Here is a 14,420-nt window from a genome sequence, read left to right on the forward strand (position 1 = left end):
ACCGGCTTGGTATCATGGGCTAGCTTATTCACGGGCAAAGCAATCTTGAATTTCCTTGCGGAAAACTCCTCCAGCATAGGCGCTCTGTGTTGAATTCTGGTCTTTTTTGCGAGGCATTGCCCTGCCAATTTCAACACAGGACGTGTGCGGAATCCTAACCAAGCCGTATCCAACCCGTAAAAAACCAATAATTTAAGAACCACTTAATAAGTATTTCATAACCACTTATGAAGTAATTCATATCTATTTCATAAACATTTAATAAATAACTTCACTAACAGCAAATTTGGAGAAATCAAGATGATATAATTTTAATACAACAAACAATAATAAAATGTTAAACCTACACTACGAGAACAACACTTACATATGCAAAACAATTTATGACTTAAAAGATTATCCAAAATCGGCTGGATTCAACTGGAGCAAACCGCTTACCGCATGGGTTACGCCCAGCTTCGTAAACGTATTGAACCTTATAGAATCCCTAAACGAAAGCGAAGAAGGATACACAACAACCCCTGACTTTGATTACCAATCAGATATTGCAGAAACAGAATTAAACAAGAGACTCGCGGCTTCCAGTAAAACATCTTCCCAATTCGTAGTGCCCGCTCCAATTGGTCTACATTACCTTCCATACCAAAAGGCTGGTATTGAATATGCTGTCGCAAAAGGTAATGCATTAATCGCTGACGAAATGGGGCTAGGTAAAACGATACAAGCGATTGGAGTTATTAATTATCAAAATGCCAAAAAGATACTTATAGTTTGCCCAGCAACTTTGAAATCGAATTGGAAACGCGAATTACAAAAATGGTTAGTAAATCCTGAACTCTCAAAATCAGCATCTGTATTGACCAGCAAGTCAATAATAGATACCCACAGAGAATATGCTGCAGATGTAATCAACTACGATATTCTAGGAAAGCAGATTAATTCACTTACAGCTCAGAATTATGACTATATAATCTTTGATGAAAGCCACTACTTAAAAAACCCAAAAGCAAATAGAACCATTTCTGCCCTTTCTATACCATGCAAAAACTTTATAGCTCTTACAGGAACACCTTTCCTCAATAATCCTTATGAAATATTCACGATAGCCAACAAGCTAGCTCCAGAGTCATTCAAGTCTTATGGCTCATTTGGGTATAGATATTGTTCTGGCATATTTGACACGAAGATAGCCCCTCACTTCTTAATGAACCTGAACGAATTACAAACGAAGCTTAAAGAAGCCGGAATGATTCGTCGCTTGAAAAAGGATGTGTTAGCGGAATTACCTGACAAGATACACAGTGTTGTGCCAATGCCTTGCGACCATGCTTCATTGAAGATTGCTATTAAAGGCGAAATGGCCGTAGTTGAAAAAGCTCACAAGCTGTATGAAGGCATCATCAAGACGATGAGTAAATATGACCCTTCGCACAAGGTCTACCGTGCAGCAGCAAAAGATTTAGCCGATCTCAGAGGTAATTTCCTTTCGCAGCTTATGCTTGTCAGGAAGATTAGCGCCGTTGCCAAGGCACCACTTGTTGCTGAGTACATCATTGAGGCTGTGGAATCCCAAGGCAAGGTGGTCTTTTTCGCTCATCACCAGGACGTGCTGGATCTCATTGAATCCACTTTGCATAAAGCTGGCTTGAAGACTGTAAGGATTGATGGAAAGGTGCCTACAGCACGCCGTCAGGAGCTTGTAGATGAATTCCAAAATGGTGATGCACAAGTCTTCATTGGTAGCATCAAGGCTTGTGCAGAAGGAATCACCCTTACCGCCGCTTCTACCGTTATGTTTGGAGAAATGGATTGGACCCCGGCTAAGATGGTTCAGTGTGAAGATAGATGCCATAGGATTGGGCAGAAGGACACTGTGAACGTGGTTAACCTTGTGATTGAGAATTCAATTGACGATTTTTTATCCAGCATCCTTCACAACAAAAATATAGTAATTAGTAAATTGTTGGATGAAGGTGACGATCAAGAAGCCGAGTATATTTCCTATGATTTGTTCGACTTATTCAAGCATTTCGGGTTATCCAAGTAATCTACAAGCATTTCAAAAGCCAGGTATTGGTAACAGCATCTGGCTTTTTTGCCTGCATTCATAGCTATATTTTTTAGACCACACTCGAAATATTAAATACTTCATAAGCACTTCATAACCATTTCATAAGTAATTATGAATATTTTCGCTAATGGCAAATAAGGCAAAACCAAAATGGTATAATTAGACTAAACAAACAATTACCATTATGAACAACTCATGCAAACTGATTCTACCCATCCAAAACGGATTAATATTACCAAGCCAAAATTTGATTATTCCCAATGAACAAGGTTTGATTCTGCCTAAACCGCCTATAAATGCTTTGTTGGATTTTTACTGTACTTCCCTGCCCACGAGCGCACTCAATAAATTACCAACGTTCAAAACCAGATAAGTCTCACCTCTACGGCAAAGCCGTAATGCACCTCGAAAAATCATCCCCAATAAAAAAGCCACTGAAGAGTGGCCTTTTCATATCACAACATTTGTATTCATGCAGTTCTTCTATTGTCATTGCGTAAGCTTCTATTCTTCATCAGCACCAAAGTGAACATTCCAACCAGGAGAGTAACCGGCCAAATTATTGTAAAAGCAAACATAGAGCCGAACATCGTTGATGGATCGCTCAATGAGAATTCTGCACGAGCATGGACAATTTCGCTTGTGTAATAACCATGGAGAAGGTACGTCACGGCAGAAAGCTCGCCAGTAAAATCCCAAAACCTAATACCGAAGAAGAAGACAACCATTGATCTGTAAATGAACACCCAAACAATGACACTCATGATGAGCTTAAACGTCTTGATGCGCTTGTCCCACACGTCAGGATTGAAGTAGTTAGGCTTGTAGTCCATCTGGTTGATCAGATAGAAAACAGGTAACGTCACGTAGAAGAAGATCATCGGCCCGAGACGTATCAGGGTAAGGTGATCATCGAAATAGGTAGAGTTTATTTTAGCCATGCCGCTGTAAAGCAAACCATTGAGCAATGGTAAAAAACCTATCACAGCATAAAAGAAGATAAATCTTTGTAAGAAATTTAACCTTATCTTTTCCTTCTTCATCCATTTCATGTCGTTCACCTTCTTCTAGTTATTGCCATTATAGCATTTACTCTCACAAAGAAAAGAGTTAGCCGACAAACAGATCTAACTCTTTAGAAATATATAAATTAAAGGATATAACCATTTACCTTGTTCGTTGTAACGGTAGCACACCTTTAAATTTCTCGCTCATTGAATTAACTTGAGTATTCGCTTGCTCACCCAGGGCTTTATCCGTAAATAAATCTTTTGCAACGAGCATATCTTTGAATGCAGCTGAGATAGATTTAATTCCACTGTATAAAACGATGAACATCATTATAGTAATAGTACAATGCAAGAAAAGCATCACGAACAATCTCATCACATCGAACATGAACCCTGTTCCGCCCGAGAAAAATATCGAAGACAAATAAACAACAAACTCGTTTACTATGACAATGACAACTGACACCAACGTCATCCCGACAAAGAATAAAGTCACTACAATTGTTCCGCTAAAACAAATCCAAACCAGTTGGAGCATAATGTTTTTTAGCACATCAAATGCTTCCTGTTCATTTCTATTAATAAAGATAGATTTAACTAGCCTAACGCTCATTGTCACTATTATTTCGAGCGCACTAGCAACCACCACGCCAATCTCACCAAAAAGCAATAGAAGAGGCAGCAGACCTATCAATATCTGATTAGCCATGAAGAATCCATACATAAACATTGAAGCTGTCGATATATATGAAAGAAGACTACTCATGTACCTTTCGTTTTTATTAAAGGTCAAAATTCCGTTTCTTATTATTTCAGACCCATAGTAAACCACCAATGCGACTTGCGTATATTCTGACGCATTGCTCCAAAGCGAAGCCGGGACGTTTAGAACCGGGGATACACAGTTTGAATCTGTATTAAAGCAAGACTTAAATTGAAATCCCAAATTTTCGTAATAACGCGCCGTTAATTTATTTAGCAGTGCCTGAATCCCATCCAATGCTAGAGCACTAAGTTTATTTTCTTTCTGAGAAAAATAGACTTCATAAATAGACTTATTTATATCAAAGAGCTTTTGCACTTTCATGCTATCTATCATTTCTTTGCTCATTTGATTCTTGTCATTTTCATTCAATGCCTCTGCTGAATCCGAAGCGTTGAAATTCTGATTAATGCTGATTTTGAAAATTGAGTATTGAGCATCAATGGCGTTAGTCATTTGCTTTTGATAGTTATTGAGATTCATCAAGCCTATAAAAGAGGCAAAAATATCTGACGTGAATTTTTCTGGTGTGATTCCCTGCAAGAGGACTTGAACCACAGGATCAACAGTGGCCTTCACAACATTCAGCATTTGGTCACGTCCATTGTGAAGCTCTTCTATAGAAACTGTGTCTCTAAATTCATGGACGAACGAATCCTTGTCTGCCACGGTTCCATCTTCATTCATGTCCAAGCAGTCATTAAGCAGCAATTCACTATCAGCGTATTTCACGCGATTATCAACTTTATCAAGCCCCGTGCTGCACATGAACATCTGCATTTTTCTAGCTTCTTTATAAGCCATGTCAAATATTTTAAGATTGGCTTCTTTGATTACACCTAGTTGTCCTGATGAATTGATGCTACCAGCGCTATAAACATTCACTTGCAGCTTCGATAGGCACTGCGTTGTCTTAGTAATCTCACCAACCCTTAAAGAGTCTCCATCATATTTAGATGCTGGTGCTTGATTTTCGAGACAGCGAGAAAAATCAGTTTCTACGAATCTAAACTTGCCGGACTGAACGTCTTTTACCAAATTGTGCTTTACCAAAAGCAGCCTACGCAGCGCCAAGTCGTTTGACGCCATCTGAATGGCATTGATAATCTCCATTTTATAGATGCTTTCAGCCTGAACAACGCCTCTAGTGACGTAGGCCGATTCATCTTTAATCGATGCGTTAATATAGAAAGGCATGAAAAACATAACGGTCGATTTCAATAAGACGAAATTGACTATCAAGGCCGCAAGAACCAAATGAATAATCCACCCATTCCCCACTAAAAACAAAACCGCGCCCAAGGTTAAAAAGACCAGGAATTTATTTTCCTTTAGGCCATATTCAGCATTGGCAGCATTCTTGAATAACCTTGCCAATATGTTTAAACCACAAACGAATATAGAAATTATCCCAAATATCCCTACTGCGTCTTTCATGACCCCTTGTATTGCAACGCCCTCTTTTGACTTGTCAGCTACAATTGACAATGTGTCGTTATCCCCGAGATATGGCGCAAGGACCAGCCCAGCTACCATTACTGATTGGGGCGTAATCATCTTTGCAATTGAGCTAAATGCGAAATCTCGCTTACTCTCATGACCTGCGCATTTGCCAACCATGTCAGATGTGGCGTAGTAGCAGTCCGCTTGTTGGGCGTCTTGATACGTTTCTGCTTGTGATAATGGCGAAAGAAATGCCATAAGCAGAAATATCAAATAAATTATTTTGTTGGAGTTCATTTATATAGAGTTCGTTTTACTTAATTATACCATTTGAAAACCTTTCTTTAAGAAGCTAAATGGTATACTTCAAACATAACAACCAACACCAAAATGGATATAGTAAAAGAACTAAAAGACTTGAGAGTTAAATTCGACAACCAACCAGGTCACAAGCTTGTTCCCGAGTTCATCAAAACGAGCTTTATAAAGCTGGGGCTTCAAACCAGCGATATTCAATCTGTTCAACCATTTAAAAACCTGAATATAAATGGCAACGACTTTGCTGTATTTGACAGCGTGGATAACACCAATACTCTGCATAAAGCCATACAGACAATAGCTGATGCTATTGGACGCAACGCTTACCTGACCATACAAGCAGTACGCTCATTAGGCAATTTACAGCACACGGAAAATATCGAAGGAATCACCGCCAATTACTTCAAGAAATCAGGAATCCCCCACACTGGCTTTTGGGATTTGCAGCGAAAATATGAGCAGAAAGGAGAAGACTACCAAGCAATCATCAAGGCTGATAAAGCGTTTGCCGCCCGTGTGTTTGATGGTGTTGGTCCATTCAAAATTGCTTTAAACGACTTCTTCAAAATGAACAATCAACTTGCCGTTGATAAATTCGACCGAGCAATTGATACAGTGCTGACCATTGCAAACTCAAAAAACAGACGAAAAATGAAGCCTTAAAGGCTTCAGCATTTAACCCTTTTGAGCTGATTCCAATCAGTGACGAAACTATCTGACAGATAATCCCTTTTCATTCCCCATTGGGGAATGGGTGGCTCTACAGCGAGCCTGATGCTACCCCGGCCATACCTAGCATTGATCCCATCCAACACCTTCATCAACGTCTCTGAATTTCGCCTAGGCTCCGGTGCAAACAGATCCGGCTGATACCCGTCACCACTGACGAACTGGCTTAACACGATTCCAGCTTTGGCATAGCGATAGCCTGGCACGTAGATCTTTTGTAGTCCCTCAAGGGCCACGGCAACGAACTCCCGAGTGTCATTGCTGGGCACCGGCAAGCCACAGATCGAAGCACGGCTGTAGGGCTTGTCATCAAAGCGTGAGGTTTGAATGAAGACCTGGAGGCAGGAAGCAAGCTGCCCTTCTGACCGAAGTTTTGCGCATGCCCTACTGGCATATGTGGCAACAGCTTCACGCAGCCCCTGCAAGGAAGTAACACGCTCACCAAAACTTCTGGTACTCGCTATCGTCTGCTTGGGTTCAGGGGAGTCCTCAAGCGCATAGCAGCTCACACCCTCCAGTTCCATGGCTGTCTTTTCAACGTTGACGTTGAACACCTTACGCAGGCTCTTTCGGTCAAACCCTGCAAGGTCGATAGCCTTGTTGATTCCCATGCCTTGAAGGCTCACAGAGAGCTTCCGGCCTATGCCCCAAATCTCATCTACCGGCATCCATTTAAGAAGCTTGTCACGGCGCTCTGCATCCATCAGAACCACGACGCCACCGGTTTCCTTCCGCCATTTCTTCGCGCTGAAATTGGCAGCTTTTGCCAAAGTCTTGGTCGGCCCAAACCCTACCCCTACACCTATGCCGGTTTGCTTCTTCACCGCAGCCTGGATCTCACGCCCAAGCTTGTCCAAGTCGCCCTGGACGCCGGTGAAATCTAGCCAGCTTTCGTCAATCGAATATACCTCGATCCGAGGCGCAAACGTCTCTAAAACCCGCATCACACGGTTACTGACTTCTTGGTACAAGGCGTAATTGGATGACACCACACGAAGCCCATGGGACTTCATCAGGTGCTTAATTTCGAAGAACGGCGCGCCCATCTTGATCCCTAGCCCACCAGCAGAGGAATCCTTGCTTTTGGCTATTGGACAACGGGAAACGACGCAGCCATCTGAGTTCGACAATGCGACCACGGGAACACCGATCAACGTAGGGTCGAAAAGACGCTCTGCGCTCACGTAGAAGCAATCACAATCGACCAGACAGAAGACCGCCATCAATCACCGCCCCTTCAACACAAGGTCGGTCTGCTTCATCACAAAGACAGAGGCAACACCGGCAAGATGATTCACTGTCTGAGCTAGATCTGACGTAGGTGGGGTGTATTCATCATCCTTGCCATGAGAGACGCTTTGGGCGTTACGGATGGTCCCTACGCCGAGGAAGATGGTGCCTACTCCACGCATCATTTGCGAGGTAGCTTCATCGATAACCGAGGACTTTTTCAGGATGTCCAAAAGCTTGCTACCAAGCTTCTCAATCGCGTCTTTCTGGTAGCCCGTTTCACCTAATGATTTCAGGCATGCTTTCAGCACTGTCTCTATGTGGCTGCAGCTCAACGTGATGGAAAGCTCTGGATCAGTCAGCACACATCCCCGAGCTTTCAACCAGGAATCCGAGAGCATTTTATTGCCCTGGAAGAGGCCATCGAGATCGGCATCCATCGCAGCCTTCTCGACAGTCACAAATTGGGATAGGGACTGAACCACGGAGGCAGTTTTCATGTACTCCCGATCAAGGTTAACCAGGAGATCAGCTACCAGTGAATTCAGAACCTTGTGGTCACTGACGCGCCTCTGCATATCAGTGCCAGCTTCCTCCAACGTGCAGTAATTCCAGTAATCAAACTCTCTGGGTCGAGGTGCCTCTTTCCAACAGATTTTCAGCTCTCGGCCAGTGAATGTGAGATAGCACATCGTGTGTCCAATTGGCTCATCTTCATCGTCGAGAATTTCATCAAAGACGATGGTTTCACTGTTGCCACCACAGCCAAGACCTTCAACCAAATCGAGAAGCTTTCGTTCAAACGCTCTCAACCCAAGCAACAGTTGCAGGTTTTCGTTTTTGACCTTCGCTGATCGAGCTGCCAGCTCAGAAAATCCGTCATCACTCATTTTCTGCAACCATCCGCTCTTTAAGCTTTTCCAGGATGTAGATAGCCACAGCACCCGCTAGATTATTTGACAGGCGCGCCTCATCAGCATTGGCGGTTTTATCCCCACCATGGGCCGTACCTGCATGAGTTCTTAAAGCCCCGGTGGTTTGGGAAATACCCTTAATCCCACCAAAAAATGATTTTATATCAGCAGTGTGATCTTCGCCGGTTGGTAGCTTCAAAGGAGGAAGATCATTAGAAACCGCATTAATAAGTTCACTAATCGTCTTGGTCTTGCCAGCTTTTATATTTCGCTTTTCGAGATAATGTCTACAAACCGACTCAAGAAATTGATTCGTTCTCGTTAGGGAGTCGCTGGCATCAGTATCAATTGCTAGACGAGCCTTTACCCATTGCTTTTCAAAATAATCACCATTCATTAAATCGACAAGCTGCCTGTGAATGCTTTCGCTCTGAATGTCTGAAAACTCAGATAATAGTTTTGCTGAACTCTTAGCCTCACCAAGCATTTCATTAACTTGTTCTTCAACGGCGTTCCAAATGGATGATATGGAATCGGGAGAAGCCAATTTGGTAACGATTTCGTCATCCTTGATTTCGTTCAAATGACGTGAAGTCATATGACCTTCCCAGGGCGTCCCGTAATTATGAGCGTCATCCATAGTCGTGGAGGTCATAACTCTCAAATCTTTACCATCAAAGCTCAACACGCCATATTCCCAGTCATCCTCATCCACTTGACCGAAAGTGACTCGTTTGCCACGCGCATTCACGGTCAAGCCATTCATCCCCTCACGTAAATCCTTTTCAATACTTTCGAGTCCTATGCGGACTTCGCTACGTGTATCAAGAATTTGCTTGGTTAAACGAAAAAGCGCTTCCTTTCTTGTAGTCATGAGACACCTAATCAACGAGACACACGGTGGAGGTTGTGCAGGACGATACCCCACAGCTCGATGTCTTCCCACTCTCCCACCTCAATGCTTGCATTGAGGGGATTGTGAGCCAGCAGAATGGGCGATTTACCTAGACGTTCTCTGTACTCTTTACAGCAGAAATCAGCCCCGATGACCACGACCACAATGTCACCATCCAAAGGCTCTAGGGCCTTGTCCACCACCAGCACGTCACCATCGTAGATCCCAATCCCTTGAAGGCTATCCCCGTCCGCACGGAGCAGCCAGCGAGACGGCTCACGTAGGCACACCAACTCATCAAGGCTTAAAGGCGGTTCAGAGTACTCAAGCGCAGGGGAAGGAAACCCACACGAAACCCTTCCTACTATGGGCTTTCGCAGAGGATCTACAGGGGGATTGATGGGACCGAGGATGGAAAACATAGGGGCTTGCTCGTACTGTACATGCAACCAGTATGGCGCGAGGTGCCAGCAGCCGACAAGCGACCTTCAGATCCGTCCGACAGGCGAGCTTCGAAAAAGCCTAACAGACGTATTCAGACGAAACGCAAACAGCGATACCAAAATTGAAAATAATTAATTAAAGATAGATTATTTCCTTAACGCAAAAAATCAAAAACCTAAATGGTATAATATGCCTACAAAAGGAATAAACCTTTTAACAAAAAACCGGAGACAAGAATGATAGTTAGCATACAAGAATCATCAAAACACTTTAAAGCACCAAAGGAACTTGAACCGCATATACATTTAGAAACTGACAGAAAAGGAAAAATAGGAATTACGATTTTAGATTCAAAAATACTTGAAGATAAATACAGACTTGCATTCATGAGATTAGTTAAAGAAGCATCAATATTCAACAACCAAAATAATCCTAGAAGCATAGAGCTACGTGAATACGATAGCGAAGATTACAAACTGCAAAAGACCGCATATCAGAAGTTTTACCAAAGCAAAATTAAATAAGCCCTACAGGGCTTTCTTATAATCAAACGCCGACCCAATACTATAATAATAATCTTGACAAGCATCTTTAATTCGATCTATATTTTCGCCGTCATTACTGAATAGGTGAAAAATGAATGAATTAAAAAACCAAATCGAAACCCTTAGAAAAACCATATTTAAGATTTACGAAAACCATCCTGAAAACGATAGAACAAACCAAGAAAACTCATTCAGGCTGTTCGTGAAAGGCGCACTGAATATTCAGCTAAAGGGCTTCATCGAACGGTACAAACGATTGGGTTTGTCAGACGCTGAAACTATGCAATGCATAGTAATCCACCCTTCCCTTTACGAAATCTCTTCAAAACAGATCGATGATTGCGATACAGAAGCTCTCGGTTCTTCAGTGGAGCAGTACTTTGAAATCGTATCTAAAGTTCCTGCATACACTGACGTTCTGTCACTTCTCCTAGAAAGCATACTGCTCGTGGGCAAGCGCGGGAAAGGACTCGGGCAGTGTCTGACACCGCCAAACCTCGCAAGCGGATGCTTCGAACTCATGCCTATGCAGACAGACCAGCCATTCAAGGTCATGGATATGTGCTGCGGGGCTGGTGCATTCGTGTTGGCACCACTACAGCAAATGATGAAGCGAAATCCCCATCACGCGAAAAATGCCACTGTCATAGCGAACGACATTGACCCTTTCATGTGCGGCACCACGACCCTTCAGATCATTGCCAACACTGTGATTAACGACATAGAACTTTGCGAGTTCACACAGCACTGCTCAAACGTGATTACAGAGTGGACTTCTGGAAATCCGTACCTCTTCAGGTTCATAACCCCTGCCAAGGTTTACGAATCTCGCGCCAGGATTCGTGAAGAGAAGCTTCGTGCGTGTGGTTACTACGAGATATTTGGCTACCCGGCGAATGTCACACCTCTTAGTGATAGCGAAGCCAGGAGAGTACACAGCGCCACACAATTGGTAGGTGCAGCATGAGCCTATCTATCGATCTCAAAATCAAAGCCCTGAAATCCTCAATCTTCCAGATCACAAGCCACCACACCGGAGGCGAGCGAGCGAAGCAGGATCTAGCCCTATCAGTTTTCGTGAAATTCTCACTGGGCGTAATGCTGAACCAGCTCGTTGCCCGGTATCGCCACTACGGAATCACGGACCTGGAGTTGACTGAACACATCTTCATCGATGACACCCATTTTGAGCTTGATGAGAAGCTATTCAGCACGCTCAACGTCGAAGCCTTGGCAACGTCAGTGCGTCTCTACAAAGAGGTTGTAGAAGCCCTACCGCCGTTCTCAGACGTGCTGACAATGCTCATCGAGGAAATTGCCCTATTCCGCAGAACTGGCGAAGGTTTGGGTCAGTTCCTCACACCAACTGACCTTTCCAGCCTTATAGGCTCTTTGCTGCACGAATTGGAAAGCCAGCAGAGAAGCATAGGAAGAGATTCGTGGACGTTCTACGACTCGACTTGTGGGGCAGGAAGCCTCCAGCTACCAAGAGTCGCTATCGAAGCTGGCAAAGGTCGCGAGAAAACCAGACTCATCAATCTCGAAATGAACGACATTGACCCTCTGATGTGTTGCGCAGCAGCCCTGCAGTTCGTGGCAAGCGTAGTGATTCATGAGCAAGACCTTCATCAGCTACGGATCACTTGCTCCAATGCGCTCACAGAGACGAAGCCTCATAGCAAATCCGTTGTCGTCATCAAAACGCCAGACAAGCTTTTCGAAAGAGTTCGATTAGCTCATGCGAATATAATATTCGAAAATCAAAACAGAATTAGGTGCTTCAATGCGCTAACCGAAAAGTTGTTGTGTAAATAAGTGATTAATTTAGGCTGATCACTTGCAAAACAAATAAAAATGGTAAGATGTTAAAAACAACATTAAATAACCATTATGAATCTATATGAAGAAATAACAAAGCAAGGCTACAAAATTGAGGAAATGCGCTCTCATTCTAATAAGAACCGCGTGTATATAACCAATGAAAACAATGAAAGGATTGGCTATTACAGCAAAATGGTAGGAACCAAAACCAAGATTATTCTGAAAAAAGAGCCATTGTTTGAAGATTATTGCGCAGACATTGGATTCCTTGAAAGCCTTCGATTTCCACGAAATACGAATGGCAGTGCCTACAGAGCCATAAACAATTTATATAAAAAGTTTGTGGCTTGGAAAAAAACAGAAGAAATTAACAAGTGCTTTGATAAGGTTCTAAATGAATTAATCAGCACTGAAAAAAATAATTAAAATAAATGTGATTTTCTTTTACTTATCACTTGTATTTTAAAAATAAATGGTATTATGTATATATGGGAAGTAATTAAACAACTCAAACAATGATAATCGGAGAAATAACCATGAAAATAAAAATTGAACATTCAACTCAAGAAGACAAAGCAGTAATCAAAGTTTATTGCCCTTATGATGATCAATTTATAAAAGGCGCGGGTAATTCAAGCGGAAAATTTAGCCATTCAGAAAATTGCTGGGTATTCCCTTCAAGATCAGAAGCGAAAGCAAGAGCTTTGTTAATCGAGATCTTTGGTACTGATGACACAGCAACAAGCCCTAAAGTTGACGTTCGTGTGACTTTCCCACGCATGTATTACGCGAACAAAGATGCTATCAGATTAGCTGGAAGAATGGTTGCTAGGGCTACGAGCAGAGACAGCAAAGCTGTTCTTGGCGATGATGTTGAATTAGTAACTGGCTGGGTTCGTGGTGATGGTAGCGCGAAAAACTGGGAAACCAGAACGAGCGAAGGTTCTGTATATGAGATATTTAATTTTGAAGCGTCAAAGCTTGAAGAGTTACGCGCTTTGAGTTTCATTGAAGTAGAAGTGATTGGCGGCGAAGTTATTGAAGATACAATAACATTTAAAGAGTTGGTAAAATTTACATGCAACGTAAAAAACGACGAGCAAGCCACATTAATTGAATACCCATTCCTCGTAGTTGTGATGAATCATGACACAAAGACAATAGATGTTGCTGGTCGCGATTTGCTGATGACAAACAAACAATGGAAAAACGCTTATTCATTATTCTCTGAAATAATCAAAAAACAGCTTTAACTGAGAATTAACTAAAATAGCCCATTAGGGCTTTTTTGTGCCTTAAAATAAATTACAAATAAAAGTGATTTTCTTACTCTTATCACTTGTTTTTTAAAAATAAATGGTATTATTTATACATGGGAAGTAATTAAACAACTCAAATAATAAAATCGGAGAAACAACATGAACACACTTAAAAGAATTTCACTAAAAGACCTTTCAGCATTAAAATATACTTATCAAACACAAACTGAAGATTGGTCCATCTGGAATGATGAAACATGCGAATACGAAAACGAAACTTGGAATCAGCAAAATTACGCAGGCGGTTATATTGAATTTATACACGGTTCAAGAAGAGACGATATTCACTTCACTATCAGGTTTCAGTGGATAGCACAACGCGATGAAGAAACAGGAGAAATATGGGTTGCAATAGAAAATGGTGCTTTAATGGACACAACATTCGAATACGACAGAGAGAAATTAGAAATATATGATGAAGATTCTCAATCAGATTTATGTGATTATCGTGAAAATGTAAGCTTGTATTTCAAACCCTATCAAGTATCAACAATCCAAGAAATAATAAGATTATCGAACTGGGAAGCCGAAATAAAATCAGAAATTAAAGGACATTGCTAATTGATAGAAACAAATCAATTAACGAAGAATTACAAAAATAGCCCAGCAGGGCTTTTTTTGTATCCTACGAAACCACACTCACCTACCTGCAATCTTTAGTGGTTCAACGTTCTCGCCAAGCAGCGCCTTCAACACGTTCGTCATCTCCCCTTCCCCTAGAGTGAACGCTTCTGCAGAACAGCTCACAGGCCATGCCACACGATTAACACCAACCAGGGAAGCCAGATCCACAGCGCTAGTCATCACAGCAACAGGCCAAGGCTGTATAACCGCGCTAGAGAGTCGATGACTGCCAGCACGGGCGGACGCCAAGCACAAGGCGAGGAAACCGCACAGAAAGGCTCTGGTGAAACCATT

Annotated in this window: 14 protein-coding genes; 8 read left to right on the forward strand and 6 right to left on the reverse strand. The window is 42.2% G+C overall.

The window, feature by feature from the left end; genetic code table 11:
• Positions 1-334: 334 nt before the first annotated feature.
• Positions 335-2,047 (forward strand): DEAD/DEAH box helicase, encoded by a 1,713-nt coding sequence (locus A462_RS33820; protein WP_083853249.1) that lies wholly within the window; start codon positions 335-337, stop codon positions 2,045-2,047.
• Between the two features lie 494 nt (positions 2,048-2,541).
• Here the strand turns inward: A462_RS33820 and A462_RS05560 are convergent, their stop codons facing one another.
• Positions 2,542-3,123, reverse strand: a complete 582-nt coding sequence (locus A462_RS05560) for a hypothetical protein (RefSeq protein ID WP_008438316.1) — start codon at positions 3,121-3,123, stop codon at positions 2,542-2,544.
• A gap of 115 nt (positions 3,124-3,238) precedes the next feature.
• On the reverse strand, positions 3,239-5,584 hold the full coding sequence (locus A462_RS05555) for a hypothetical protein (protein WP_008438318.1): 2,346 nt from the start codon (positions 5,582-5,584) through the stop codon (positions 3,239-3,241).
• A gap of 93 nt (positions 5,585-5,677) precedes the next feature.
• Between A462_RS05555 and A462_RS05550 the strand changes: the two genes are divergently transcribed.
• Complete coding sequence (locus tag A462_RS05550; protein WP_032899760.1) at positions 5,678-6,268, forward strand: hypothetical protein; 591 nt, start codon at positions 5,678-5,680, stop codon at positions 6,266-6,268.
• 5 nt (positions 6,269-6,273) lie between these two features.
• Here A462_RS05550 and A462_RS05545 read toward each other — a convergent pair whose 3' ends face one another.
• The 4 genes from A462_RS05545 to A462_RS0132730 are packed head-to-tail and all read right to left on the reverse strand — an operon-like array spanning position 6,274 to position 9,795.
• Positions 6,274-7,557: a Y-family DNA polymerase gene (locus A462_RS05545; protein WP_008438320.1), complete on the reverse strand. Its 1,284-nt coding sequence runs from the start codon at positions 7,555-7,557 to the stop codon at positions 6,274-6,276.
• A 3-nt stretch (positions 7,558-7,560) separates the two neighbouring features.
• A complete protein-coding gene (locus tag A462_RS0132725; RefSeq protein WP_032899761.1) occupies positions 7,561-8,454 on the reverse strand; it encodes an abortive infection family protein in 894 nt (297 codons plus the stop codon).
• Positions 8,447-9,352: an abortive infection family protein gene (locus A462_RS05540; RefSeq protein ID WP_050550325.1), complete on the reverse strand. Its 906-nt coding sequence runs from the start codon at positions 9,350-9,352 to the stop codon at positions 8,447-8,449. Before A462_RS05540 ends, A462_RS0132725 begins: the two co-directional genes overlap by 8 nt.
• Before the next feature lie 11 nt (positions 9,353-9,363).
• Positions 9,364-9,795: a LexA family protein gene (locus A462_RS0132730; protein ID WP_032899762.1), complete on the reverse strand. Its 432-nt coding sequence runs from the start codon at positions 9,793-9,795 to the stop codon at positions 9,364-9,366.
• A gap of 258 nt (positions 9,796-10,053) precedes the next feature.
• Between A462_RS0132730 and A462_RS34395 the strand changes: the two genes are divergently transcribed.
• The 6 genes from A462_RS34395 to A462_RS34410 all read left to right on the forward strand — a co-directional run bounded on the left by A462_RS34395 (position 10,054) and on the right by A462_RS34410 (position 14,063).
• Complete coding sequence (locus A462_RS34395; protein WP_157222866.1) at positions 10,054-10,341, forward strand: hypothetical protein; 288 nt, start codon at positions 10,054-10,056, stop codon at positions 10,339-10,341.
• Between the two features lie 112 nt (positions 10,342-10,453).
• Complete coding sequence (locus A462_RS05535) at positions 10,454-11,329, forward strand: N-6 DNA methylase (protein ID WP_008438324.1); 876 nt, start codon at positions 10,454-10,456, stop codon at positions 11,327-11,329.
• Positions 11,326-12,177 (forward strand): hypothetical protein, encoded by an 852-nt coding sequence (locus A462_RS05530; RefSeq protein ID WP_008438335.1) that lies wholly within the window; start codon positions 11,326-11,328, stop codon positions 12,175-12,177. The genes A462_RS05535 and A462_RS05530 overlap by 4 nt, the downstream gene beginning before the upstream one ends.
• A 75-nt stretch (positions 12,178-12,252) precedes the next feature.
• Positions 12,253-12,609 carry a hypothetical protein gene (locus A462_RS34400; RefSeq protein ID WP_157222867.1) on the forward strand — a complete coding sequence of 119 codons (357 nt, stop codon included), beginning with the start codon at positions 12,253-12,255 and terminating at the stop codon, positions 12,607-12,609.
• A 110-nt stretch (positions 12,610-12,719) separates the two neighbouring features.
• Positions 12,720-13,436, forward strand: coding sequence for a hypothetical protein (locus tag A462_RS34405; protein WP_157222868.1), 717 nt, complete (start codon positions 12,720-12,722; stop codon positions 13,434-13,436).
• A gap of 165 nt (positions 13,437-13,601) precedes the next feature.
• Entirely contained in the window at positions 13,602-14,063 is a 462-nt protein-coding gene (locus A462_RS34410) for a hypothetical protein (RefSeq protein ID WP_157222869.1), read from the forward strand.
• Positions 14,064-14,420: the final 357 nt, after the last annotated feature.

It is taken from the genome of Pseudomonas sp. Ag1 (genome assembly GCF_000278565.1).
Lineage (GTDB): Bacteria > Pseudomonadota > Gammaproteobacteria > Pseudomonadales > Pseudomonadaceae > Aquipseudomonas.

What these genes read in the sequence shown, in the direction of transcription:
- A462_RS05530 (WP_008438335.1), top strand. Translation starts at nt 11,326, where the DNA reads ATGAGCCTATCTATCGATCTCAAAATCAAAGCCCTGAAATCCTCAATC.
- A462_RS05535 (WP_008438324.1), top strand. Translation starts at nt 10,454, where the DNA reads ATGAATGAATTAAAAAACCAAATCGAAACCCTTAGAAAAACCATATTT.
- A462_RS33820 (WP_083853249.1), top strand. Translation starts at nt 335, where the DNA reads ATGTTAAACCTACACTACGAGAACAACACTTACATATGCAAAACAATT.
- A462_RS05555 (WP_008438318.1), bottom strand. Translation starts at nt 5,584, where the DNA reads ATGAACTCCAACAAAATAATTTATTTGATATTTCTGCTTATGGCATTT.
- A462_RS34400 (WP_157222867.1), top strand. Translation starts at nt 12,253, where the DNA reads ATGAATCTATATGAAGAAATAACAAAGCAAGGCTACAAAATTGAGGAA.
- A462_RS05550 (WP_032899760.1), top strand. Translation starts at nt 5,678, where the DNA reads ATGGATATAGTAAAAGAACTAAAAGACTTGAGAGTTAAATTCGACAAC.
- A462_RS05560 (WP_008438316.1), bottom strand. Translation starts at nt 3,123, where the DNA reads ATGAAATGGATGAAGAAGGAAAAGATAAGGTTAAATTTCTTACAAAGA.
- A462_RS34395 (WP_157222866.1), top strand. Translation starts at nt 10,054, where the DNA reads ATGATAGTTAGCATACAAGAATCATCAAAACACTTTAAAGCACCAAAG.
- A462_RS0132725 (WP_032899761.1), bottom strand. Translation starts at nt 8,454, where the DNA reads ATGAGTGATGACGGATTTTCTGAGCTGGCAGCTCGATCAGCGAAGGTC.
- A462_RS34405 (WP_157222868.1), top strand. Translation starts at nt 12,720, where the DNA reads ATGAAAATAAAAATTGAACATTCAACTCAAGAAGACAAAGCAGTAATC.
- A462_RS0132730 (WP_032899762.1), bottom strand. Translation starts at nt 9,795, where the DNA reads ATGTTTTCCATCCTCGGTCCCATCAATCCCCCTGTAGATCCTCTGCGA.
- A462_RS34410 (WP_157222869.1), top strand. Translation starts at nt 13,602, where the DNA reads ATGAACACACTTAAAAGAATTTCACTAAAAGACCTTTCAGCATTAAAA.
- A462_RS05545 (WP_008438320.1), bottom strand. Translation starts at nt 7,557, where the DNA reads ATGGCGGTCTTCTGTCTGGTCGATTGTGATTGCTTCTACGTGAGCGCA.
- A462_RS05540 (WP_050550325.1), bottom strand. Translation starts at nt 9,352, where the DNA reads ATGACTACAAGAAAGGAAGCGCTTTTTCGTTTAACCAAGCAAATTCTT.